This is a genomic window from Variovorax sp. GW821-FHT09B01, from assembly GCF_059418345.1.
Genome location: NZ_JBWKPQ010000014.1, coordinates 81,659 through 105,363 on the forward strand (window position 1 = coordinate 81,659; position 23,705 = coordinate 105,363).

Below are 23,705 nucleotides of genomic sequence, written 5' to 3' on the forward strand. Positions count from 1 at the left end.
GCCCTTTTTTCTGCCCGGGCGCTTCCTCAGGCCTCGGCCGTCGCCGCGGGCGCGCGCACCGGCGCACCGCTGGCCATGCGCAGGCACAGGTCGAAGGCCTGCTGCAGGCCCTCGATCTGCGCGATGCCCTGGCCCGCGATGTCGAAGGCGCTGCCGCTGGCCGAGGTGGCCACGGGCACAGGCAAGCCGCCGTGCAGGGTCACGCCCTGCTCGAAGCCCATGAGCTTCATCGCGATCTGGCCCTGGTCGTGGTACATCGAGACCACCGCGTCGACGTCGCCGCGCCGCGCGCCGATGAACACCGTGTCGGGCGAGAACGGGCCACGCGCGTCGTAGCCCTCGGCGCGCAACTTCTCGATGGCCGGGCCGATGATCTCGATCTCCTCCATGCCGATCGAGCCGCCGTCGCCGGCATGCGGGTTGAGCCCCGAGACCGCGATGCGCGGCTGCGCTACGCCCGACTGGCGCAGTGCCGCGGCGATGATCTTCACCGCGTCGCGCACGCCTTCGCCCGTGATGTGGCTCGCCACGTCCTTGAGCGGAATGTGCGAGGTCACGCGCGAGGTCCACAGCGCGCCCGTGAGATTGAACTCGCAGACGAAGCCCGGCACCGCGAAGCGCGCCTGCATGTAGCGCAGCTCGTCCTCGTGCACCAGGCCGCCCAGGCGCAGCGAATGCTTGTTGAGCGGCGCGAACAGGATCGCGTCGACCTGGCCGCGGCGCACGGCCGCGGTCGCGAGCTCGAGCGCCTGGAATGAGGCGCGGCCCGAGGCCTCGTTCGATTCGCCGAGCACCGGCTCCGCGCCCTCCATCCAGTCGCAGGCCAGCAGCGAGGGCCGGCCGTCCTCGAAGCGCAGCGTGTCGAGGCTCTCGGCCGCGAGCGGATCGAGCCTGGCGCCGGCGATGCGCTCGCCGGCGGCCAGCACCACCGGGTCGGCGATCAGCAGCACGCGCGCGGCGTCGAGGTTGCGCTGGCGCGCGAGCAGCTTGACCGCCATCTCGGGGCCGACCCCGCTGGGGTCGCCGAGCAGCACGGCGATGCGGGGCTTGGCGGAGGTCACGGTCGGAATCTTCGAAGGAGTGGACATGGCGATCGTCGGTGGAGAAAAAGCGGGGGACGGCCTCATTCGGCCTTGATGTTGGCGGCGCGCACGAGCTGGCCGTAGTGCTCGAACTCCTGCCGGTTCATGGCGGCGAAGGGTTCGCCGATCAGGCTGCCGGGCTCGCCGCCCAGGGCCTTGATGCGGGCCTGCACATCGGGCAGCTGCAGGCTGCGCGCGAGCTCGGCGCTCAGGCGCTCGACGGCCGGGCGCGGCGTGCCGGCCGTCACGTAGAGGCCGTACCAGGTCGAGACGTCGGCGCCCTTGACGCCCTGTTCGGCCAGCGTGGGCACGTCGGGCAGTTCGGGCGAGCGCTGCGGCGCGCTCACGGCCAGCGCGCGGAACTTGCCGGCCTTGATCTGGCCCATGGCCGAGGAGGTGCTGTCGAACATCATCTCGACCTCGCCCGAGATGATGTCGATGTGCGCCTGCGAGCTGCCCTTGTAGGGCACGTGCACCGACTTCATGCCGGTGGCCAGGTTGAAGGCCTCGCCGCCCACGTGCTGCGTGCTGCCGATGCCCGAGGAGGCGTACTTGAAGCCGCCGGGCCGGGCCGCCATCGCGGCCAGCAGGTCCTTCACCGACCTGTAGGGCGAGCTGGCCGACACCACCAGCACGTTGGGCATCACGGCCACCAGGCCCAGCGGCTGCAGGTCCTTGAGCGGGTCGTACTTGAGCTTGAGGATGTGCGGCGCCACCGCCTGCGCGGTGTTGGTGGCCAGGAGCAGCGTGGCGCCATCGGCCGGCGCGCGCGCCGTGAGCTCGCCCGCGATGGTGTTGGAGGCGCCGGGCCGGTTCTCGACCACCACCGGCTGCTTGAGCGCGGGCGAGAGCTTGTCGGCCAGCACGCGCGCCAGGATGTCGGTGCCGCCGCCCGGCGAGGCGCCGACCATGATGCGCAGCGGCTTGTCGGGGTAGGCGGGCGCGGTCTGGGCTGAGGCGAGGCCGGTGGCCAGCGCGAACGCGGTGGCGAAGAAGGCGGCGCGTCGGTGCCGGAAGGCCAGGGAAAAGAGGCGCATCGGGGTTGTCTCCTGCTTGTTGGTCTTGAGCGCCATTGCTTTCCATGCATGGCGAAGCCGCAGGGTAGGCCGTTCGCTCCTCGCGATCCAATCGAAATTGCTGCGGGCTTCATATACTTTTGGTGATGACCGTCCAGAAAACCTCGCCCGATGCCTCGCTGATGCTGCAGGTGCGACCGCGCCAGCTGCTGCTGCTGGTGCGCCTCGACGCCCACCGCCACCTGGGCCGCGCGGCCGAGGCCATGAACATCAGCCAGCCCGCGGCCACCAAGCTGCTGCAGCAGCTCGAGGATTCGCTCGGCGAGAAGCTGTTCGAGCGGCTGGCGCGCGGCATGGAACCCACCGCCTACGGCGAGATCCTGGTGCGCTACGCCCACCGCGTGGTCAGCGACTTCGGCAGCGCGCGCGAGGAGATGCTGGCGCTGCGCTCCGGCCTCAGCGGCGCGCTGCGCGTGGGCAGCGTGCCCGGCGCCGTGCCCGAGCTGCTGGCGCCGGCGCTGGTCGAATACCGTCGGCGCCATCCGCAGGTGGCGGTGTCGGTGGTGGTCGAGACCAGCGACGTGATGCAGGCCCAGCTCGAGCAGGGCGACGTCGACCTGGTGCTGGGCCGGCTCACCGACGGGCACGACGAATCGCGCTACGCCAGCGTGCCGCTGCTCGGCGAATCGCAGGTGGTGGTGGTGCGCAGCGGCCATCCGGCCTTCGAGCGCGAGGGCCTCACGCTGGCCGACCTGGCGGCCTGGCAATGGGTGCTGCAGCCGCCGGGCTCGCCGCAGCGCGGGCGCTTCGAGGCCGCCATGCGCGAGGCCGGCGTGCAGGCGCGGCTCGACATCCTCGAGACCGCCTCGCCGATCGCCATCACCGCGCTGCTCGAGAGCTCCGACATGGCGGCTGTCATGCCCGCCTCGCAGGCCCGGCACTACGCGCGGCTGGGCCTGCTGCGGGTGGTGCCGATCGAGCTGCCGGTGCGCGTGCCGCCGATCTGCCTGGTCACGCGCGAGGGGCGGGCGCTCTCGCCCGCGGCGGCCCAGTTCCGCCGGCAGCTGCTGGGCACCGGCTGAACGCTTTGGATTGCCTCTGGCACATGCTGTATTGCGTTGACTAGGGAATTCACTAGCCAATCGGTGCATGAAAGTACCGTCGTTGACATTCGAAGTACCAAAACCGCAAGCATGTTTATCCAGAATCCGGGCACGGCGACCCGAGGGGGCGTCGCTCACCCTCTAGGAGACAACATGCAGCGTTTTCTGAAAGCGGGCCTCGTCCTCGCACTCGCCGGCACCGGGCTCGTCGCCCAGGCTGCCACCGAACTCGTGATCGCGACCGTCAACAACGGCCACATGATCGAGATGCAGAAGCTCACGCCCTTCTTCGAGAAGGCCAATCCCGACATCAAGCTCAAGTGGGTCACGCTGGAAGAGGGCACGCTGCGCCAGCGCGTGACCACCGACATCGCCACCAAGGGCGGCCAGTTCGACGTGATGACCATCGGCCTGTACGAAGCGCCGATCTGGTCGAAGAAGGGTTGGCTGCAGCCCATCGCCACCGACGCCGCCTACGACGCCGACGACCTGCTGCCCGCGATCCGCGACGGCCTGTCGTACCAGGGCAAGCTCTACGCCGCGCCGTTCTACGGCGAGAGCTCGATGCTCATGTACCGCAAGGACCTGGCCGACAAGGTCGGCTTCCAGATGCCCGAGCAGCCGACCTGGAACCAGGTGAAGGAACTGGCCGGCAAGATCCACGACCCGAAGGCCGGCGTCTACGGCATGTGCCTGCGCGGCAAGCCGGGCTGGGGCGACAACATGGCCTTCCTGACCACGCTGGTCAACACCAACGGCGGCCAGTGGTTCGACATGCAGTGGAAGCCGCAGATCGACACCAAGCCCTGGAAGGACGCGATCGGCTTCTACGTCGACCTGATGAAGGCCTACGGCCCGCCGGGCGCCTCGGCCAACAGCTTCAACGAGAACCTCGCGCTGTTCAACGAAGGCAAGTGCGGCATGTGGGTCGACGCGACCATCGCCGCCTCGTTCATCAGCGATCCCAAGCAGTCGAAGGTGGCCGACAAGGTGGCCTTCGCGCAGGCACCCGTTGCTGTCACGCCCAAGGGCGCCAACTGGCTGTGGACCTGGAACCTGGCGATCCCCGCCAGCTCGACCAAGGCCGCCGCCGCCCAGACCTTCGTGAAGTGGGCCACCTCGAAGGACTACGTCAACCTCGTCGCCAAGGAGCACGGCTGGGGCGCGGTGCCCACCGGCACGCGCAAGTCGACCTACGCGAACCCCGAGTTCCAGAAGGTCGCGAAGTTCGCTGCCGCCGAGAAGAAGGCCATCGACGGCGCCAACCTCAGCGACAGCACGCTGCCGAAGTCTCCCTACGTCGGCGTGCAGTACGCGGCCATCCCCGAGTTCCAGGCCATCGGCGTGGCGGTGGGCCAGCAGATGAGCGCGGCACTCGCGGGCAAGGTCACGGTCGACCAGGCGCTGAAGACTTCGCAGACCACGGCCGAGCGTGAGATGAAGAAGGCCGGCTACTACAAGTAAGCCTCGTGGCTTGCTCCCTCCCCTCCGGGGGAGGGCCGGGGTGGGAGCACGCACGGCGCATCGTCCGTTGCCGCGCTCGATCGCAGCAGCCCCCATCCCCACCTTCCCCAGAGGGGGAAGGAGCCAGACAGAAGAGAGAAGGGACCACCCATGAAAAGACTCCTGCCCCGCGCACTCATGGCGCCGGCCGTGCTCACGCTCTTCCTCTGGATGATCGTGCCGCTCGCGATGACGTTGTACTTCTCGTTCGTGAACTACAACCTCATGCAGCCCGGCGACCATCCCTTCGCGGGCCTCGCCAACTTCGAGTACTTCGTCACCGACCCGGACTTCTGGCCCGCGACCTGGAACACGCTGCTGCTGATCGGCAGCGTGATCGGCATCACCGTGGTGCTTGGCGTGCTGCTCGCGCTGCTGGTCAACGAACCCTTCCCGGGCCGCGGCATCGTGCGCGTGCTCTTGATCTCGCCCTTCTTCGTCATGCCCGCGGTCAACGCGCTGCTGTGGAAGCACATGATGATGAACCCGATCTACGGCATCCTGGCCGATGTGTGGCGCGCCTTCGGCGCCCAGCCGATCGACTGGCTCACCGACGTGCCCCTGCTGTCGGTGATCATCATGGTGGCCTGGCAATGGCTGCCGTTCGCCTGCCTGATCTTCATCACCTCGCTGCAGTCGCTCGACCGCGAGCAGATGGAGGCCGCGCGCATGGACGGCGCGAGCGCGTTCCAGCGCTTCTTCTATCTCACCGTGCCGCACCTCGCGCGCCCGATGGCGGTGGTGATCATGATCGAGATGATCTTCCTGCTGAGCGTGTTCGCCGAGATCGCCATCACCACCAACGGCGGCCCGGGCAACGAGAGCACGAACATGACCTACATGATCTTCAAGCAGTCGCTCATGAACTTCGACGTGGGCGTGGCCTCGGCCGGCGCGCTGTTCGCGGTGGTGCTGGCCAACATCGTGGCCGTGTTCCTGATCCGCATCATCGGCAAGAACCTGGATTAGTCATGTTGCACACCCCCAGTCTTCGCGCACTTCGTATCGCTTCGCCAACCCCCTTGCAGGGGGCAACACCAACGGCCCGGCAAAGCCGGTTCCGTGGTGTTCCTGGAATGGGCCGTGTCTTGCCCACCGCACGATGGAGTAGCTGAACCATGCAACAACAAGCTCCCAGCAACTTCCTGCCGCAACTGCTGCGCACCGTCGGTGCCTGGGCCGTCGCGCTGCTGCTGTTCTTCCCGCTCGGCTGGCTGTTCCTCACGGCCTTCAAGACCGAGCTGCAGGCGATCCACGTGCCGCCGCTGTTCATCTTCGAGCCCACGCTCGACAACTTCGGCGAGGTGCAGCGGCGCAGCGACTACCTGCTGTACGCGCGCAACTCGCTGATCACCAGCCTGGGCTCGACCATCCTCGGCCTGTTGATCGCGGCGCCGGCCGCGTACTCGATGGCCTTCTTCCGCACCAAGAAGACGCGCGACATCCTGATGTGGATGCTCTCGACCAAGATGATGCCGGCCGTGGGCGCGCTGGTGCCGATCTACGTGCTCGCGCAGACCGCGGGCCTCTTGGATTCGCTGAGCGCGCTGACCATCGTGTTCACGCTGTCGAACCTGCCGATCATGGTCTGGATGCTCTACAGCGCCTACAAGGACATCCCGAACGAGATCCTCGAGGCCGCGCGCATGGACGGCGCGAGCCTGTGGACCGAGTTCCGCCATGTCGTGCTGCCGCTGTCGGTCGGCGGCCTCGCCTCCACCGGCCTGCTGTGCCTGGTGTTGAGCTGGAACGAGGCCTTCTGGGCGCTCAACCTCACCTCCGCCAAGGCCGGCACGCTGGCCACGCTGATCGCCTCGTACTCGAGCCCCGAGGGCCTGTTCTGGGCCAAGTTGTCGGCGGCCTCGCTGATGGCCATCGCGCCCATCGTCGTGTTCGGCTGGTTCAGCCAGAAGCAACTGGTGCAAGGCCTGACCTTCGGCGCCGTCAAGTAAAGAAAGGGAGACACCCCATGGCCTACCTCCAACTGAAGAACATCAAGAAGAGCTTCGGCGAAGTCGACATCATCAAGGGCGTCGACCTCGAGATCCAGAAAGGCGAGTTCATCGTCTTCGTCGGTCCCTCGGGCTGCGGCAAGTCGACCCTGCTGCGGCTGATCGCGGGGCTCGAGCCCATCAGCAGCGGCAACCTGCTGCTCGACGGCAAGGACATCACCTGGGCCCCCTCGGGCAAGCGCGACCTCGCGATGGTGTTCCAGAGCTATGCGCTCTATCCGCACATGAGCGTGTACGACAACATGTCCTTCGCGCTCAAGCTCGCGGGCACGAGCAAGTCCGAGATCAAGACCAAGGTCGAGCATGCGGCGAAGACGCTGAACCTCACGCAGTACCTCGATCGCCTGCCTAAGGACCTCTCGGGCGGTCAGCGCCAGCGCGTGGCCATCGGCCGTGCCATCGTGCGCGCGCCCAAGGTGTTCCTGTTCGACGAGCCGCTGTCCAACCTCGACGCGGCGCTGCGCGGCAACACGCGGGTGGAAATCCACAAGCTGCACCGCGCACTCGGCGCGACCACCATCTACGTCACGCACGACCAGGTCGAGGCCATGACCCTGGCCGACCGCGTGGTGGTGCTCAAGGACGGGCTGATCGAGCAGGTCGGCACGCCGCTCGAGCTCTACGACCGCCCGGCCAACCAGTTCGTCGCGCAGTTCATCGGCATGCCCTCGATGAACATGGTGGCGGCCAGCGCCATCCCGAGCTTCTCGGCCGCGACCGGCGGCCGGCTGCCGAGCGACGGCTTCCTCGGCGTGCGGCCCGAGGGCCTGCGCGTGCATCCGAAGGCCGGCGCGCCGGTGTCGGACGTGCAGGGCCGCGTCGAGCTGATCGAGGCGCTGGGTGCCGACACGCTGATCCACGTCGACGTGGGCGGCGTGCCGCTGGTGGCGCGCCAGAACGACCGCACGCCGCTGCAGGCCGGCGACGACGTGGCGGTCGAGCTCGATCCCTCGGTGCTGCACCTGTTCACGCGCGACGGGCGCGCTGTCGCGGCCTGAACCTCTTCTCTCGTTTCATTCCTCTTCCGGGACATTCTTCGTGACTCTCGCAGCAGCGCCCCTTCCACCCGCTCCCTCGGAGTTCACGGTGCTCCACCTCGGCCTCGGGTCCTTCCACCGGGCGCACCAGGCGGTCTACCTGCAGCGGCTGATCGACGCGGGCGACACGCGCTGGTCGATCTCGGGCGCCAACATCCGGCCCGACATGGCCGAGGTCGTCGAGGCGCTGCGCGCCCAGGGCGGCCGCTACACGCTCGAGACCGTCTCGCCCGCGGGCGAGTACCGCTACGAGCAGATCGAGGCCATCCGCGAGGTGCTGCCCTACGAGCCCTCGCTCGCCGGCCCGATCGCGCGCGGCGCCGCGCCGTCCACGCGCATCGTCTCCTTCACCGTCACCGAGGCCGGCTACTACCTCGACACCAAGGGCCGGCTCGACCTGTCCTTTGCCGACCTCGCCACCGACATCGCGCGTGCCGCCAAGGGCGAGGCGGGCGGCGAGGGCGTGACCATCTACGGCGCCGTCTGCGCGATCCTGCGCGCGCGCAAGGCCGCCGACGCAGGGCCGCTCACGCTGCTGAACTGCGACAACCTGCGCCACAACGGCGAGCGCTTCCGCGCCGGCCTGCTCGAGTTCATCGAGCGCGCGGGTGATGCCGAACTGCTGGCCTGGACGCAGGCCAACACGCGTTGCCCCAATGCCATGGTCGACCGCATCACGCCGCGCCCGCCGCCCGAGCTGCGCGCGCGCGTGAAGGCCGCCACCGGTCGCGACGACGCGGCCGCGATCACCGGCGAGAGCTTCATCCAGTGGGTCATCGAGGACGACTTCGCGGCCGGCCGCCCCGACTGGGCGCGTGTGGGTGTCGAACTGGTCGACTCGGTGCAGCCCTACGAGGAAGCCAAGATCCGCATCCTCAATGCCACCCACAGCTGCATCGCCTGGGCCGGCACGCTGGTGGGCCTCGGCTTCATCCACGAGGGCACGCACGACGCCGCCATCCGCAAGATGGCCTTCGACTACGTGAGCGACGACGTCATTCCCTGCCTGAGCCCGAGCCCGATCGACCTCGCGGCCTACCGCGACGTGGTGCTCGACCGCTTCGGCAACCCCGCCATCCGCGACACCAACCAGCGCGTGGCCGCCGACGGCTTCTCGAAGATCCCCGGCTTCATCGCACCGACCGTGCGCGAGCGGCTGGCCGCGGGCCAGCCCATCGACAGCGTGGCGATGCTGCCCGCGCTGTTCCTGGCCTTCCTGCAGCGCTGGCACCGCGGCACCTTGCCCTATGCCTACCAGGACCAGGGCATGGACGAAGCCGTGGCGCATGCCATCTGCGACGCGGCCGACCCGGTCGCCGCGCTGTGCGCGGACGCGGGCCTGTGGGGCCCGATCGCGGGCGATGCGCGGCTGGTCGATGCGGTGCGCCGCGCGAGCGGACGTGTCGCGAGTTTCATCTGCGACAAGGCATGAGCACCCGGCTGCAGGACCGCCATGTGCTGCTGACCGGTGCAGGTGGCGGCATCGGCCTGGCGGTCGCCGAAGCCTGCATCGCCGAGGGCGCGCGCTGCAGCGTGGTCGATCGCGCGGCCGCGCCTTCCGAGGCGGTGCGCGCGCTGCAGCAGCGCCATCCCGATCGCCTGGCCTACATCGCGGCCGACGTGACCGACATGCAGGCCATCGCGCGCCTGCTGGTCGAGGCACAGGTGGCCTTCGGGCCGATCCACGTGCTGTTCAACAACGCCGCCGTGTTCGATCTCGCGCCGCTGCTCGACAGCGACGAGGCCTCGTTCGACCGCCTGTTCGCCGTCAACGTGAAGGGCATGTTCTTCGTCATGCAGGCCGTGCTGCGCCACATGGTCGAGGCCGGCACCCGCGGCGCCTCGGTCATCAACATGGCCTCGCAGGCGGGGCGACGCGGCGAGGCGCTGGTGTCGCACTACTGCGCGACCAAGGCGGCCGTGATCAGCTACACCCAGAGCGCGGCGCTCGCGATGGCGCCGCATGGCATCCGCGTCAACGGCATCGCGCCCGGCGTGGTCGACACGCCGATGTGGGACCAGGTCGACAGCCTGTTCGCCAGGGCCGAGGGACTGGCCCTCGGCGAGAAGAAGCGGCGCGTGGGGCTCGAGGTGCCGCTGGGCCGCATGGGCCTGCCGGGCGACATCGCGGGCGCGGCCGTGTTCCTGGCCAGCGACGAGGCGCGCTACATCACGGCGCAGACCTTGAACGTCGATGGCGGCAACGTCATGGGCTGAGATGGCGATGCATGCCGCAGCGAAGTCAGGAAAGTATCGGAGCGCTTGCCTTCCTTGCGGTGAAGCGCGGGCCGCCCGGTGAGAAGATAGCCGACCTCCGCCGCACGCGATCCATGAACGACGATTTCCATCTCTACCTCGACAGCGCCGACCTCGCGGCGCTGCGGGCCTGCCTGCCGCACCCGGTCGTCCATGGCGTGACGACCAACCCGACCTTGCTCCAGCGCGCCGGTGTCGGCCGCGCCGACGTGCCCGGCCTGCTGCAGCGCTGCATCGAACTGGGCGCGCGCCAGGTGCAGGCGCAGGTGTACTCGAGCGAGGTCGACGGCATGCTCGAGGACGCGCAGGCGCTGCTGCCGAAGTTCGACGCCGGTCAGCTCGTCATCAAGATTCCCGCCACGCGCCAGGGCCTGGTGGCCGGCGCGCGGCTGATCGCGCAGGGCGTGCCCGTGACCTGGACCGCCGTCTACGCACCGGAGCAGGCCCACTTCGCGGCGCAGCTCGGCGCGGCCTATGCGGCGCCTTACCTCGGGCGGCTCGAGGATGCGGGCCAGGACGGCCTCGCGCTGATCGCGCGCATGCAGTCGCTGGTCGCGCGGCGGCCCGCGGCGGGCACGCGGCTGCTGGTGGCGAGCATCCGCTCGCGCGAGGCCTACCTGTCGCTGCTCGCGCTGGGCGTCGGCGCCATCACGATCCCGCCGCGCCTGTTCGCCGAACTGCTCGATCATCCCGCCACGCTTGCCGCCGAACGCGGCTTCCTGGACGACGCCCGCGCCCTGAACTGACCGAAGAAAATCCTGTCCTCACCATGCGCATTGCACTCACGGGCGAAGCCCTGATCGATTTCACCGCCAGCGAGGCCGGCACGCTGGCCTTCCTCGGCCACGAGGGCGGTTCGCCGCTCAACACGGCCGTGGCCTGCGCGCGGCTGGGCCAGCACACCGGCTTCTTCACGCAGCTGTCGACCGACCTGTTCGGCGAGCGGCTGATGGCCTTCCTCGAACGCAACGGCGTCGACACCGGCTTCATCCTGCGCAGCAGCGCGCCCTCGACTCTGGCCTTCGTCGAGCGCACGCCGCAGACCAACCGCTATGCCTTCTACACGCACGGCAGCGCCGACGCGACCTGGGCGCCCGAGCCGCTGCCGCAGCTGCCGGCCGACTGCCGCTTCCTGCACTTCGGCTCGATCTCGCTGCTGCAGGAGCCGGCCGCGACGCGCATCGCCGACCTGGTGAGCGCCAACGCGGGCCGCTGCGTGATCGTGTTCGATCCCAATGTGCGGCCCAGCCTGATCCCCGACCTCGCGGCCTACCGAGCGCGCGTGGCCAACTGGTTCGCGATGGCCGACCTGGTCAAGCTCAGCGACGAGGATGCCGCGCTGCTCGCGCCGGATCGCCCGGTCGATGCGCTGGCCGCCGAGATCCTGGCCGCGGGCGCGCGCGCCGTCATCGTCACGCGCGGCGGCGAGGGCGCCACGCTGTGGCGCGCGGGCAAGGCGCCGCTGTCGGTGGCCGCGCCGCGCGTGCAGGTGGTCGACACCATCGGCGCCGGCGACACCTTCACGGCCGGCCTGTCGGTCGCGCTGCTCGACCAGGGCGTGGAGCACCGCGACCAGCTCGCGGCGCTTGGCGACGACGGCTGGCGCGCGGTGATGCGCTTCGCCGCCACCGCCGCGGCCCTGAACTGCACCCGCGAGGGTGCCGATCCACCGGTGCTGGCGGCCGTGCAGGCGGCGCTGGCGCAGGGAGACAATCGCTAGTCGTTCTGGCATGCAGCCATGACCACCACCACCCGCAAGCGTTCGATTCCCCGCCAGCGCCAGCCCGAGCTGGAGCGCGACTTCGCGCGCTCGCCCTCGCTGGGCTACGAGGCGCCCGAGGAGACCGGCCTGGTGCGATGCCTGGCGCACGGCTTCCCGAGCCCGCTGGTGCGCTGGCACTTCCACGAGGACTACGAGCTGCACCTGATCACCGAGACCTCGGGCAAGGCCTTCATCGGCGACTGGATCGGGCCGTTCCAGCCCGGCCACCTGGTGCTGTGCGGCCCGCGGCTGCCGCACAACTGGATCTCGCTCGACGTGCCCGAGGGCGGTGCCGCCGGGCGCGACCGCGTGATCCAGTTCCGGCACGAGCCGATCGAGCAGGCCGCGGCCCAGATTCCCGAGCTGCGCGAGGTCATGCAACTGCTCGAGCGCGCGCGCCACGGCATCGAGTTCTTCGGCCTCTCGCAGCAGGCGCAGCAGCACTGGGACGACATCAAGGCCGCGCGCGGCGTGCGCCGGCTCGGGCTGTTCCTGGGCTTCCTGGCCGACCTCGCGCAGTGCACCGACTACCGGCTGCTGTCGAGCGTGCAGATGCAGGGCGCGCAGGGCGCCGATGGCGACGCGCAGGTCGACCAGATCAACGGCATCGTCAACCGCATCACCAACAACATGACCGAGCAGCTCTCGATGGCCGACCTGGCCGCCGAGCTCGGCATGAGCGAGAGCCGCTTCAGCCGCTTCTTCCGGCGCTCCACCGGCAACAGCTTCACCGACTTCGTCAACCGCGTGCGCATCAACAGCGCCTGCCACCTGCTGATGCAGACCGACCACTACGTGACCGACATCTGCTACCAGGTCGGCTTCAACAACGTGGCGAACTTCAACCGGCGCTTTCTCGAGATCAAGGGCATGACGCCCAGCGAGTTCCGCCGCCAGGCCGACACCCGCTTCGGCAACGGCATGGCCTGAACGCCGCCTTTCATCCAAACCCACCGGGAGCTTCTCTTGTATCTGGGACTCGACCTCGGCACGTCCGAGCTCAAGGCGCTGCTGCTCGCCGACGATCACCGCATCGTCGGCGTGGCGCGCGCATCGCTGACCGTGGACCGGCCGCATCCGCTGTGGTCCGAACAATCGCCCGCGCAATGGTGGCAGGCGCTCGAGCAGGTGATGGCGCAGCTGCGCGCCGACCAGCCGGCGGCGCTCGCGCAGGTGCGCGCCATCGGGCTGTCGGGCCAGATGCACGGCGCCACGCTGCTCGACGCGGCCGGCGAGGTGCTGCGCCCGGCCATCCTCTGGAACGACGGCCGCAGCGGCGCCCAGTGCGAGACGCTGACGCGCGCGGTGCCGCGGCTGGGCGAGATCGCGGGCAACCTCGCGATGCCGGGCTTCACCGCGCCCAAGCTGCTGTGGGTGCGCGAGCATGAGCCGGAAATCTTCGCGCGCGTGGCGCGCGTGCTGCTGCCCAAGGACTGGCTGCGCTTCATGCTGAGCGGCGAGGCGGTCGGCGAGATGTCCGATGCGGCCGGCACGCTGTGGCTCGACGTCGGTGCGCGCGACTGGTCCGACGAGCTGCTTGCGGCCACCGGCCTCACGCGTGCGCAGATGCCGCGGCTGGTGGAGGGCAGCGAGGTCTCGGCCACGCTCAAAGCCCAGCTCGCCGAACGCTGGGGCTTGGCTGCGGACGTGAAGATCGCCGGCGGCGCGGGCGACAACGCCGCCAGCGCGGTCGGCATGGGCATCGTGGAGCCCGGGCAGGGCTTCGTCTCGCTCGGCACCTCGGGCGTGATCTTCGTGGCCTCGAGCCGCTTCGAACCGAATCCCGCGCAGGCGGTGCATGCCTTCTGCCATGCGTTGCCGGGCCGCTGGCACCAGATGTCGGTGATGCTCTCGGCCGCGAGCGCCGTGAGCTGGGCCTCGCGGCACCTGGGCTTCGGCGACGAGGCCACGCTGCTGGCGGCGGCCGCGCGGCTCGACGACGCGGCGCGTGCGCGCGCGCCGATCTTCCTGCCCTACCTGTCGGGTGAACGCTCGCCGCACAACAACGCGAACGCGCAGGGCGTGCTGTTCGGACTCACGCAGGCGCATGGCGCCGACGACATCGCCTATGCGGTGGTCGAGGGCGTGAGCTTCGGCCTGCGCGACGGACTCGACACGCTGGCGCGGTCCGCGGGCGCGCTGGCGCTGGTGGGAGGCGGTGCGCGCAGCAGCTGGTGGGCGCAACTGCTGGCCGACATCCTCGAGGTGCCGCTGACGCTGGCCGAGGGCGGCGAGGCCGGCGGTGCGCTCGGCGCCGCGCGACTGGCCTGGCTGGCCGATGGCGGCGCGATCGCCGCGGTGTGCACCGCGCCCGCGGTGCGGCAGCGCTTCGATCCGAAGGCCGAGGTCGCGGCGGGGCACCGCGCGCGGCATGCGCGCTTTCGCAAGCTCTATCCGCTGCTGCGCGCGTCGTTCGAGGCCTGAGCGCCTGGTCTTTTCCCTCTCCCTCTGGGAGAGGGTCAGGGTGAGGGCACCGGGCCTCACCATGGCCCTGACGGTATCCGTCGCCCAGAGCCCTCACCCCGGCCCTCTCCCAGAGGGAGAGGGAGCCGGAGCGTTCAGTGCGCCGCGACGATCGCGATGCCCTTGATCTGCCCCGCGGCCTTGGTCGAGGCCGGCGCCGCATAGCGCTGCGGCCGCAGCCGGTGCAGCAGCTCGGCTTCGCGCGCACGCGCCAGCGCGAGGTTGCCGATCTTCACGTGGCCGTAGCCGCGAATCGTCATCGGCAGCGCGGCGATGTCGGCCAGCAGCTTCTGGTCGGCGGCCGCCATGTCCTGCGCCAGTTCGTCGAGCCGGGCCTCGAAATGGGCGATCAGCTCGCGTTCCAGCCGCCGCTCCTGCGTACGGCCGAAGGGATCGAAGGGCGTGTGGCGCAGCGCCTTGCCGTGCGCGAGCACGCGCATCGCCGGCAGCATCCAGGCGCCGAAGCGGATCTTGCGCGGTGCCTGGCCGTTCTTCGGCGGTGCGAGGAAGGGCGGCGCCATGTGGAACTCGAGCTTGATCTTCTCGCCCTCGAACTGCTCCATCAGGCTGCGCTGGAAGCTGCCGTCGGTGTACAGGCGCGCCACCTCGTACTCGTCCTTGTAGCTCATGAGCTTGAGCAGGCTGCGCGCCGCGTTGCGCGTGAAGGGCAGCGAGGCATCGCCGCCGAGCGCCGACTCGCGTTGCTGCAGCGCGCGGATGCGGGTCTCGAAGCGCCGCGCCCAGGCGGCGTTCTGGTAGCCCGAGAGATGCGCCACGCCGCGCGCGACGATGGCCTCGAGGTCATTGCCGTCGGCCGCGTTCGCGAGGTCCATCGCCGACGCGGGCTGCAGCGTGTCGCCCAGGCGCTTGAGCCCTTCGGGATCGGCCGCGGCCATGCGACCCAGCGCGAAGGCCAGGCGGTTGGCGGCGACCGCCACGCCGTTGAGCTCGATGGCGCGCATCAGCGCCTCGAAGCCCAGCGGCACCAGGCCGAGCTGCCAGGCGTAGCCCACGGCGAGGATGTTGGCGGCCAGCGTGTCGCCGATGAACTCCTCGGCCAGCGCCTGCGCGTCGAAGGTCTTCACCTGCTCCTCGCCGGCCGCGAACTGCAGCTTCTCGAGCAGCAGGTCGATGTGCAGCTCGGCGTCGGGATTGCGCAGCGACTCGGCGACCGGGATCTCGTGCAGGTTCGCGAGGATGCGCGTGCGGCCGTGGCGCACCGCCTGCAGCGCTTCGGGCGAGGCGCCGACGACGAGGTCGCAGGCCAGCACGGCATCGGCCTGCTGGGTGTCGATGCGGGCCTGGTTCAGGCGCTCGGGATGGCTCGCCATGCGCACGAAGCTCAGCACCGAGCCGCCCTTCTGCGCGAAGCCCATGAAGTCGAGCACGCTCGCGGCCTTGCCCTCGAGGTGCGCGGCCATCGCGACCAGCGCGCCCACGGTCACCACGCCGGTGCCGCCGACGCCGGTGACCAGCAGGTCGTAGGGCGCGTTGTCCCAGTCGTGGCCCGGGGGCTGCGGCAGCGCGGCGGCGCGTGCCAGCACGGCGTCCTTCTCGCGCTGCAGCGCGCCGGCCTTGCGGCGCAGCGAGGCACCGGTCACGCCCACGAAGCTCGGGCAGAAGCCCTGGGCACACGAATAGTCCTTGTTGCAGTGGGTCTGGTCGATCTGGCGCTTGCGGCCCAGCGGCGTCTCGTGCGGCACCACGGCCACGCAGTTGCTCTGCACCGTGCAGTCGCCGCAGCCTTCGCACACCGCCTGGTTGATGAACAGGCGCTTGGGCGGATCGGCCAGTTCGCCCTTCTTGCGCCGGCGGCGCTTCTCGGCGGCGCAGGTCTGCTCGTAGATCAACACGGTGACGCCCGCCACCTCGCGCAGTTCGCGCTGCACCGTGTCGAGCAGGCTGCGGTCGTGGAAGCCGGTGCCGGCCGGGAAGCGGTCCTTCTGGCCGTCGTACTTGCGGATGTCGTCGCTGACCACCACCACGCGCATCACGCCTTCCGATTCGACCTGGCGCGCGATCGCGTCGACGGTGATCACGCCGTCCACCGGCTGGCCGCCGGTCATCGCGACCGCGTCGTTGAACAGGATCTTGTAGGTCATGGTGGCCTTGGCCGCCACCGCCTGGCGGATCGCCAGGTAGCCCGAGTGGTAGTAGGTGCCGTCGCCGAGGTTCTGGAACACGTGCGGCACGCGCGTGAACTTGGAATGCGAGATCCAGTCCACGCCCTCGCCGCCCATCTGCACCAGGCCCGCGGTGCCGCGCTCCATCCAGCTGGCCATGAAGTGGCAGCCGATGCCGGCGCGCGCGGTCGAGCCCTCGGGCACCTTGGTGCTGGTGTTGTGCGGGCAGCCGGCGCAGAAGTAGGGCAGGCGCTTGACCGCATCGCTGGCGTTGGCCAGCAGGTCGGGCGGCGTGAAGTCGCGCACGCGCTCGGTCGGGCGGCCGATGCCGTCGGCGCCGCCGACGTGGCGCTCGAGCCATTCGGCCACGCGCTCGATCAGCCGCGAGGGCCGCAGTTCGCCGAGTGCCGAGATGAAGGGGCGGCCGTCGCGGTCGTGCTTGCCGACCAGCGCCGGGCGTGCGTCGGCCGGCGCGTTGTAGAACATGTCGCGCAGCTGGCTCTCGACGAAGGCGCCTTTCTCCTCGATCACCAGCACCTCGGCCAGGCCCGCGGTGAAGGCGCGCATGCGCGTCTGCTCGAGCGGGAAGCTCAGGCCCACCTTGTAGATGCGCACGCCGGCCGCGGCCAGGCGCTCCGTGGAGATCTCGAGGCGGCGCAGCACTTCCATCAGGTCGTAGTGGGCCTTGCCGCAGGTCACGATGCCGACCCGGGCCTCGGGGCTCTCGACCGCCACGCGGTCGATGCTGTTGACGCGCGCGAACGCGGCCACCGCCTCGTGCTTGTCGGCCAGCCGCGACTCGATGCGCAGCGAGGGCAGGTCGGGCCAGCGGTAGTGCAGGCCGTCGGCCGGCGCGCGGTGGCCGGTGGCCTCGCGCACGCCGTCGGCATCGAGCCAGGCGGCGCTGCGCGCGAGGATCAGGTCGAGGTCGACCGTGCTCGAGCTCTCCACCACCTCCGACAGCGCCGGCATGCCGACCCAGGTGCCCGAATAGCGCGAGAGCGCATAGCCATAGAGCCCGAACTCCACCAGCTCGGCCACGTTGGCCGGCTGCACCACCGGCATGCCCCAGGCCGCGAAGGCCTGGTCGGACTGGTGCGGCATCGACGAGGACACGCAGCCGTGGTCGTCGCCCGCCACCACCAGCACGCCGCCGTTGGGCGAGGCGCCGTAGGCATTGCCGTGCTTGATCGCGTCGCCTGCGCGGTCCACGCCCGGGCCCTTGCCGTACCACATGCCGAACACGGCCTCGACCTCGCGCTCGGGGTCGGACTCCACGCGCTGGGTGCCGAGCACCTGGGTGGCGGCCAGCTCCTCGTTGATGGCGGGCACGAAGCGCACGCCTTCCTGCTCGAAGCGGCTGCCGGCCTTCCAGATCGCCTGGTCGACCATGCCGAGCGGCGAGCCGCGGTAGCCGCTGACGAAGCCGCGGCTGTCGAGGCCGCGCGCGGCATCGCGCTGGCGCTGCATGCACAAGAGGCGCACCAGCGCCTGCGTGCCGGTGAGGAAGACCACGCCCGAGCTCGCCCAGAGGTTGTCGGCGAGCTGGTAGCCCGGACGGGCGAGGGTGGTCGTGGCGGCGGTTTCGGCGGCGCGGGTGGGGGCTGCGGCCGAAGAGAGGTCATGCGAATTCATTGCGAGATTGTTGTTCTCGCTCAGGAGGAATATTCTCTTGAATCACTACAGGGTGACCCTGGAATCAGGAATATCCATCTCGAAAATCGCCATGAACGACGAATTCATCCCTCTCGACCATCATTCGCTGCGCATCCTCGACGAACTGCAGCGCGACGCGCGCCAGACCGTGCAGCAGATCGCCGACGCGGTGGGACTGTCGCCCACGCCGTGCTGGCGCCGCATCAAGGACATGGAGGCCAGCGGCGTGATCCGCGGCTACACGGTGATCGTCGACCGCGAGAAGGTGGGACTGAACCTCGCGGCCGTGACGGAGGTGAACCTCGACCGCCACAGCGAGGCCAAGGTGCGCGACTTCGAGCGTGCCGTGGCCGCGAGCCCGCAGGTGGTGCGCTGCGCCTCGGCCACCGGGCCGGCCGACTACATCCTCACGGTGCTGGTGCCCGACATCAAGCACTACGAGCAGTTCCTGCACACCACGCTGTTCGAGCAGGCCGGCGTGACGCACGTGCGCTCGGCGATCGTGCTGCGCGAGGTCAAGGCCGATGCGCCGCTGCCGATCGACATGGCGTCGACCGCGGCGGGGCCGCGGCGCAGGGCGCGCGGCTGAAGCGGCGCGCCCAAAGAAAAAGGCCGGGGCGAACCCCGGCCTTCTGTCGTGTCTGAACGACCCGCCCGTCGAACGCCGAAGCGCTCGCCGGGCGAGAGGCAATTACATGCCCATGCCGCCCATGCCACCCATGCCGCCCATGTCGGGCATGCCGCCGCCGGCAGGAGCGTCGTCCTTCGGAGCGTCAGCCACCATGGCTTCGGTCGTCAGCAGCAGCGAGGCCACCGAAGCGGCGTTCTGCAGCGCGGTGCGGGTCACCTTGGTCGGGTCCAGGATGCCCAGCTCGAGCATGTCGCCGTACGAGTCGTTGGCGGCATTGAAGCCGTAGTTGCCCTTGCCGGCCAGCACCGCGTTCACCACCACCGAGGCTTCGCCGCCGGCGTTGTTCACGATTTCGCGCAGGGGGGCTTCGATGGCCTTCAGGACCAGCTTGATGCCGGCGTCCTGGTCGGCGTTGTCGCCCTTCACGCGGTCGCCCACGGCTTGCTTGGCACGCAGCAGGGCCACGCCACCACCGGCAACCACGCCTTCTTCCACTGCAGCGCGGGTGGCGTGCAGGGCGTCTTCGACGCGAGCCTTCTTTTCCTTCATTTCGACTTCGGTGGCAGCGCCGACCTTGATCACTGCAACGCCGCCGGCCAGCTTGGCCACGCGCTCTTGCAGCTTTTCACGGTCGTAGTCGCTGGTCGCTTCCTCGATCTGCACGCGCACTTGCTTCACGCGGGCTTCGATGTCGGCAGCAGCGCCCGAACCGTCGATGATGATGGTGTTTTCCTTGCCCACTTCGATGCGCTTGGCCTGGCCCAGGTCGGCCAGCGTCACCTTCTCGAGGGTCAGGCCGACTTCTTCGGCGATGACCTTGCCGCCCGTCAGGATGGCGATGTCTTCGAGCATGGCCTTGCGGCGGTCGCCGAAGCCAGGCGCCTTGACGGCCACGACCTTCAGGATGCCGCGGATCGTGTTCACGACCAGCGTCGCCAGGGCTTCGCCCTCGACTTCTTCGGCAATGATCAGCAGCGGACGACCGGCCTTGGCGACTTGTTCCAGCGTGGGGAGCAGGTCACGGATGTTGCTGATCTTCTTGTCGAACAGCAGCACGAAGGGGTTGTCGAGCAGCGCCGATTGCTTCTCGGGGTTGTTGATGAAGTAGGGCGACAGGTAGCCGCGGTCGAACTGCATGCCTTCGACGACGTCCAGTTCGCTGTCCAGCGACTTGCCGTCTTCGACGGTGATCACGCCTTCCTTGCCGACCTTGTCCATCGCGTCGGCGATGAGCTTGCCGATGGTTTCGTCGCTGTTGGCCGAGATCGAGCCGACTTGAGCGATTTCCTTCGACGTGGTGGTGGGCTTCGAAGCCTTCTTCAGCTCTTCGACCAGGGCCGTCACGGCCTTGTCGATGCCGCGCTTCAGGTCCATCGGGTTGATGCCGGCGGCCACGTACTTGAAGCCTTCGCGCACGATGGCTTGTGCCAGCACGGTCGCGGTGGTGGTGCCGTCACCGGCGTTGTCCGAAGTCTTGGAAGCCACTTCCTTCACGAGCTGGGCGCCCATGTTCTGCAGCTTGTCCTTGAGTTCGATTTCCTTGGCGACCGACACACCGTCCTTGGTCACGGTGGGGGCGCCGAACGAGCGCTCGAGCACCACGTTGCGGCCCTTGGGGCCCAGGGTCACTTTGACCGCGTTGGCCAGGATGTTCACACCCTCGACCATGCGTGCGCGGGCTTCTCCGCCGAAGACGACGTCTTTTGCTGCCATGTTTGTTTACTCCGAATGGGATGGGTGGATTACTTCTCGACGACCGCGAACAGGTCGTCTTCCTTCATGACGAGCAGCTCGTCGCCATCGACCTTGACGGTCTGGCCGCTGTACTTGCCGAACAGGACGCGGTCGCCGACCTTCACGGTCAGGGCCGACAGGTCGCCCTTGTCATTGCGCTTGCCCGGGCCCACGGCCAGGACTTCACCCTGATCGGGCTTCTCGGCGGCGGCGTCGGGGATGACGATGCCCGAGGCAGTCTTGGTTTCGCTGTCGATACGCTTGACGATCACGCGATCGGCCAAAGGACGAAGTTTCATTGCATCTCCTGGATAAGAAACTGGGTGGTGGTTTTTTGGGCGCCCATCCTGCAGGACCGGTTGCCCGTCGACTGGAGGCGAGGCTTGTTAGCACTCAACCACAGCGAGTGCTAATCATAAGGGCAATCGCCGGGGTTTCAAGCGCCGGGGCGGGTTGCGCGGGAAGTCGGTTGCCACGATTCAATATTTCAACGATGATTGAAATATGGAAGAAGAAGCCGTCATCCGCGCCCTCATGGCCCTCGCACAGAGCGTGCGCCTGCGTGTGTTTCGCGCGCTGGTCGTGGCCGGCCCGCAGGGCATGACGCCCGGCGCGCTGACCGAAACGCTGGGCGTTCCGGCCACGGGCCTGTCGTTCCATCTCAAGGAGCTGGGCCGCGCGGGCCTGGTGTCGCAGGAGCGGCAAGGGCGCCACCTGATCTACCGCGCCTCGTTCGACCAGATGAACGGGCTGCTGGCCTATCTGAGCGAGAACTGCTGCCAGGGGCAGCCCTGCGAAGTCGATGCGCAAGGCGCGTCCTGCGACTGCTGACGGTCGGCGCCGCATCGTTTCCTCGCCCCATGCTCACCGCCGTTCTCATCTTTCTCGCGACCCTGGTGCTCGTCATCTGGCAGCCGCGCGGCCTCGGCATCGGATGGAGCGCCGCGCTGGGCGCGCTGGTGGCCCTGGCCCTCGGCGTGGTGCATCTGCCCGACGTCGTGCGGGTCTGGCAGATCGTCTGGAATGCCACCGGGACCTTCGTCGCCGTGATCGTCATCAGCCTGCTGCTCGACGAGGCCGGCTTCTTCGAATGGGCCGCGCTGCACGTCGCGCGCTGGGGCGGCGGCAGCGGCGGCCGGCTGTTCGCCTTCATCGTGCTGCTCGGCGCGGCCGTCTCGGCGCTGTTCGCCAACGACGGCGCCGCGCTGATCCTCACGCCGATCGTGATGGCCATGCTGGTGGCGCTGGGCTTCACGCCGGCCACCACCCTGGCCTTCGTGATGGCAGCCGGCTTCATCGCCGACACCGCGAGCCTGCCGCTGATCGTGTCGAACCTCGTCAACATCGTCTCGGCCGACTTCTTCGGGATCGGCTTCAACGCCTATGCGGCGGTGATGGTGCCGGTCAACCTTGCCGCGGTGGTCGCTAGCCTGCTGGCCTTGCTGCTCTACTTTCGCCGCGACATCCCCGCGCGCTACGACGCCAGCCGCTTGAAGCGCCCGGCCGATGCCATCCGCGACCCGGCCACCTTTCGCGCGGGCTGGGTCGTGCTGGTGCTGCTGCTCGTCGGCTTCTTCGGCCTCGAGCCATTGGGCGTGCCGGTCAGCGCCGTGGCGGCCGTTGGCGCGCTGCTGCTGTTGGCCGTGGCGGCCCGCGGCGAGGTCATCGCCACGCGCAAGGTGCTGCGCGGCGCGCCCTGGCAGATCGTCGTGTTCTCGCTGGGCATGTACCTGGTGGTCTACGGCCTGCGCAATGCCGGCCTGACCGACCAGATCTCGACGCTGCTCGACGTGTTCGCGCAAGGCGGCATCTGGGGCGCGGCGCTGGGCACGGGCTTCCTGGCGGCCGCGCTGTCTTCCGTCATGAACAACATGCCGACGGTGCTGGTCGGCGCGCTCTCCATCGATGCCTCGGGCGCCACCGGCGTGGTGAAGGAGGCAATGGTCTACGCCAACGTCATCGGCTGCGATCTGGGCCCGAAGATCACGCCGATCGGCAGCCTCGCCACCTTGCTGTGGCTGCACGTGCTCGCGAAGAAGGGCACCACCATCGGCTGGGGCTACTACTTCAAGGTGGGCGTCGTCATGACGGTGCCCGTGCTCGCCCTGACCCTCGCCGCGCTCGCACTGCGCCTGAGCTTCGGCTGATCTGCTTTCTCACCAGCGACATCCCTCCCTTCCATGAGCGACATCACGATCTATCACAACCCCGACTGCGGCACCTCGCGCAACGTGCTCGCGCTGATCCGCAACAGCGGTGAGGAGCCGACCGTCATCGAGTACCTCAAGCATCCGCCAAATCGCGCAACGCTCGAGCAACTGGTCGCCGACATGGGCATCGGCGTGCGCGACCTGCTGCGCCAGAAGGGCACGCCCCACGACGAGCTCGGGCTGGCCGACGCGAAGTGGACCGATGCGGAACTGATCGGCTTCATGCTCGCGCACCCGATCCTCATCAACCGCCCGATCGTCGTCACGCCGTTGGGCACGCGCCTGTGCCGGCCATCGGAGGCCGTGCTCGACCTGCTGCCGCACGCCCAGCGCGGCGCGTTCTCGAAGGAAGACGGCGAGCCCGTCATCGATGCGAAAGGCCAGCGTGTCGCCAAGCCCTGACCTGCCGAACCTGGATGCGGAGGCCTTCCGGCTGCCGGAGCCACGGCACCTGTGGCCCGCCGAGCGCTCGACGCATGCGCCGCGCATCCTGCTGCTCTATGGCTCGGTCCGCGAGCGTTCGTACAGCCGCCTGCTGACCGAAGAGGCCGAGCGGCTGCTGCGCGCGCTGGGCGCGCAGACCCGCGTCTTCGATCCGCGCGGCCTGCCGCTGCCCGACAGCGAACCCGAGGAGCATCCGAAGGTGCAGGAGCTGCGTGCGCTCGCGCAGTGGTCCGAAGGCATGGTCTGGTGTTCGCCGGAGCGCCATGGCGCGATGACCGGCATCATGAAGGCGCAGCTCGACTGGATACCGCTGTCGGTCGGTTCCGTGCGGCCGACCCAGGGCAAGACGCTGGCCGTGATGGAGGTGTCGGGCGGCTCGCAGTCCTTCAATGCGGTGAACCAGCTGCGCGTGCTCGGACGCTGGATGCGCATGATCACCATCCCGAACCAGTCCTCGGTCGCCAAGGCCTACCTCGAGTTCGACGAAGCCGGGCGCATGAAGCCCTCGCCGTACTACGAACGCGTGGTCGACGTCATGGAGGAGCTGGTCAAGTTCACGCTGCTGACGCGCGACTGCGCCGGCCATCTGGTCGACCGCTACAGCGAGCGGCGCGAGAGTGCCGAGGCCCTGTCGCGGCGCGTGAACCTGCGAAGCATCTAGGAGTCTGCGCGG

Annotated in this window: 21 protein-coding genes; 16 read left to right on the forward strand and 5 right to left on the reverse strand. The window is 69.2% G+C overall.

Features of this window, described 5'->3' with window-relative positions:
• Positions 1–26: 26 nt before the first annotated feature.
• Together AC07RV_RS30075 and AC07RV_RS30080 are read right to left on the reverse strand one after the other, a co-directional pair.
• Positions 27–1,088, reverse strand: a complete 1,062-nt coding sequence (locus AC07RV_RS30075; RefSeq protein WP_296783195.1) for a 4-hydroxythreonine-4-phosphate dehydrogenase PdxA — start codon at positions 1,086–1,088, stop codon at positions 27–29.
• A 35-nt stretch (positions 1,089–1,123) separates the two neighbouring features.
• A complete protein-coding gene (locus tag AC07RV_RS30080) occupies positions 1,124–2,119 on the reverse strand; it encodes a Bug family tripartite tricarboxylate transporter substrate binding protein (protein ID WP_296783192.1) in 996 nt (331 codons plus the stop codon).
• A gap of 125 nt (positions 2,120–2,244) precedes the next feature.
• Here AC07RV_RS30080 and AC07RV_RS30085 point away from each other — a divergent pair, with 125 nt between their 5' ends.
• From AC07RV_RS30085 to xylB, 11 genes are all read left to right on the forward strand, one after another.
• Positions 2,245–3,180, forward strand: a complete 936-nt coding sequence (locus tag AC07RV_RS30085) for a LysR family transcriptional regulator (RefSeq protein ID WP_296783191.1) — start codon at positions 2,245–2,247, stop codon at positions 3,178–3,180.
• Between the two features lie 174 nt (positions 3,181–3,354).
• Positions 3,355–4,665, forward strand: coding sequence for an ABC transporter substrate-binding protein (locus AC07RV_RS30090; RefSeq protein ID WP_296783187.1), 1,311 nt, complete (start codon positions 3,355–3,357; stop codon positions 4,663–4,665).
• Between the two features lie 150 nt (positions 4,666–4,815).
• Positions 4,816–5,673: a carbohydrate ABC transporter permease gene (locus AC07RV_RS30095; protein ID WP_093352146.1), complete on the forward strand. Its 858-nt coding sequence runs from the start codon at positions 4,816–4,818 to the stop codon at positions 5,671–5,673.
• A gap of 149 nt (positions 5,674–5,822) precedes the next feature.
• On the forward strand, positions 5,823–6,656 hold the full coding sequence (locus tag AC07RV_RS30100) for a carbohydrate ABC transporter permease (protein ID WP_093352143.1): 834 nt from the start codon (positions 5,823–5,825) through the stop codon (positions 6,654–6,656).
• Positions 6,657–6,673: 17 nt separating this feature from the next.
• On the forward strand, positions 6,674–7,714 hold the full coding sequence (locus AC07RV_RS30105) for an ABC transporter ATP-binding protein (protein ID WP_203204562.1): 1,041 nt from the start codon (positions 6,674–6,676) through the stop codon (positions 7,712–7,714).
• An 88-nt stretch (positions 7,715–7,802) separates the two neighbouring features.
• Complete coding sequence (dalD, locus tag AC07RV_RS30110; protein WP_296783238.1) at positions 7,803–9,185, forward strand: D-arabinitol 4-dehydrogenase; 1,383 nt, start codon at positions 7,803–7,805, stop codon at positions 9,183–9,185.
• A complete protein-coding gene (locus AC07RV_RS30115) occupies positions 9,182–9,970 on the forward strand; it encodes an L-iditol 2-dehydrogenase (protein ID WP_296783181.1) in 789 nt (262 codons plus the stop codon). Before dalD ends, AC07RV_RS30115 begins: the two co-directional genes overlap by 4 nt.
• 113 nt (positions 9,971–10,083) lie before the next feature.
• On the forward strand, positions 10,084–10,755 hold the full coding sequence (locus AC07RV_RS30120; RefSeq protein WP_296783179.1) for a transaldolase family protein: 672 nt from the start codon (positions 10,084–10,086) through the stop codon (positions 10,753–10,755).
• A gap of 23 nt (positions 10,756–10,778) precedes the next feature.
• Entirely contained in the window at positions 10,779–11,729 is a 951-nt protein-coding gene (locus AC07RV_RS30125) for a carbohydrate kinase family protein (RefSeq protein WP_296783176.1), read from the forward strand.
• Between the two features lie 18 nt (positions 11,730–11,747).
• Positions 11,748–12,701 carry an AraC family transcriptional regulator gene (locus AC07RV_RS30130; RefSeq protein ID WP_057594072.1) on the forward strand — a complete coding sequence of 318 codons (954 nt, stop codon included), beginning with the start codon at positions 11,748–11,750 and terminating at the stop codon, positions 12,699–12,701.
• Between the two features lie 36 nt (positions 12,702–12,737).
• Positions 12,738–14,195, forward strand: a complete 1,458-nt coding sequence (gene xylB / locus AC07RV_RS30135; RefSeq protein WP_296783174.1) for a xylulokinase — start codon at positions 12,738–12,740, stop codon at positions 14,193–14,195.
• Positions 14,196–14,329: 134 nt separating this feature from the next.
• Here xylB and AC07RV_RS30140 read toward each other — a convergent pair whose 3' ends face one another.
• The gene (locus AC07RV_RS30140) at positions 14,330–17,992 is read right to left on the reverse strand and encodes an indolepyruvate ferredoxin oxidoreductase family protein (protein ID WP_296783171.1); all 3,663 of its coding nucleotides are present in this window, start codon (positions 17,990–17,992) and stop codon (positions 14,330–14,332) included.
• A gap of 91 nt (positions 17,993–18,083) precedes the next feature.
• On the opposite strand from AC07RV_RS30140, the gene AC07RV_RS30145 reads away from it, so the two are divergent.
• A complete protein-coding gene (locus tag AC07RV_RS30145; RefSeq protein ID WP_057597712.1) occupies positions 18,084–18,602 on the forward strand; it encodes an Lrp/AsnC family transcriptional regulator in 519 nt (172 codons plus the stop codon).
• 102 nt (positions 18,603–18,704) lie between these two features.
• Here AC07RV_RS30145 and groL read toward each other — a convergent pair whose 3' ends face one another.
• Both groL and AC07RV_RS30155 read right to left on the reverse strand, forming a co-directional pair.
• Positions 18,705–20,357, reverse strand: a complete 1,653-nt coding sequence (gene groL, locus AC07RV_RS30150; RefSeq protein ID WP_057597713.1) for a chaperonin GroEL — start codon at positions 20,355–20,357, stop codon at positions 18,705–18,707.
• Positions 20,358–20,386: 29 nt separating this feature from the next.
• Positions 20,387–20,677 (reverse strand): co-chaperone GroES, encoded by a 291-nt coding sequence (locus AC07RV_RS30155; protein ID WP_057597714.1) that lies wholly within the window; start codon positions 20,675–20,677, stop codon positions 20,387–20,389.
• A gap of 205 nt (positions 20,678–20,882) precedes the next feature.
• Between AC07RV_RS30155 and AC07RV_RS30160 the strand changes: the two genes are divergently transcribed.
• Genes AC07RV_RS30160 through arsH form a run of 4 tightly spaced genes read left to right on the forward strand, consistent with a single transcriptional unit; the run spans position 20,883 to position 23,693 of the window.
• A complete protein-coding gene (locus AC07RV_RS30160) occupies positions 20,883–21,209 on the forward strand; it encodes an ArsR/SmtB family transcription factor (RefSeq protein ID WP_093352126.1) in 327 nt (108 codons plus the stop codon).
• Between the two features lie 29 nt (positions 21,210–21,238).
• Positions 21,239–22,525: an arsenic transporter gene (locus AC07RV_RS30165; protein WP_296783165.1), complete on the forward strand. Its 1,287-nt coding sequence runs from the start codon at positions 21,239–21,241 to the stop codon at positions 22,523–22,525.
• A 33-nt stretch (positions 22,526–22,558) separates the two neighbouring features.
• Positions 22,559–22,990, forward strand: coding sequence for an arsenate reductase (glutaredoxin) (arsC, locus tag AC07RV_RS30170; protein ID WP_296783163.1), 432 nt, complete (start codon positions 22,559–22,561; stop codon positions 22,988–22,990).
• A complete protein-coding gene (arsH, locus tag AC07RV_RS30175) occupies positions 22,959–23,693 on the forward strand; it encodes an arsenical resistance protein ArsH (protein ID WP_296783161.1) in 735 nt (244 codons plus the stop codon). The genes arsC and arsH overlap by 32 nt, the downstream gene beginning before the upstream one ends.
• Positions 23,694–23,705 lie beyond the last annotated feature (12 nt).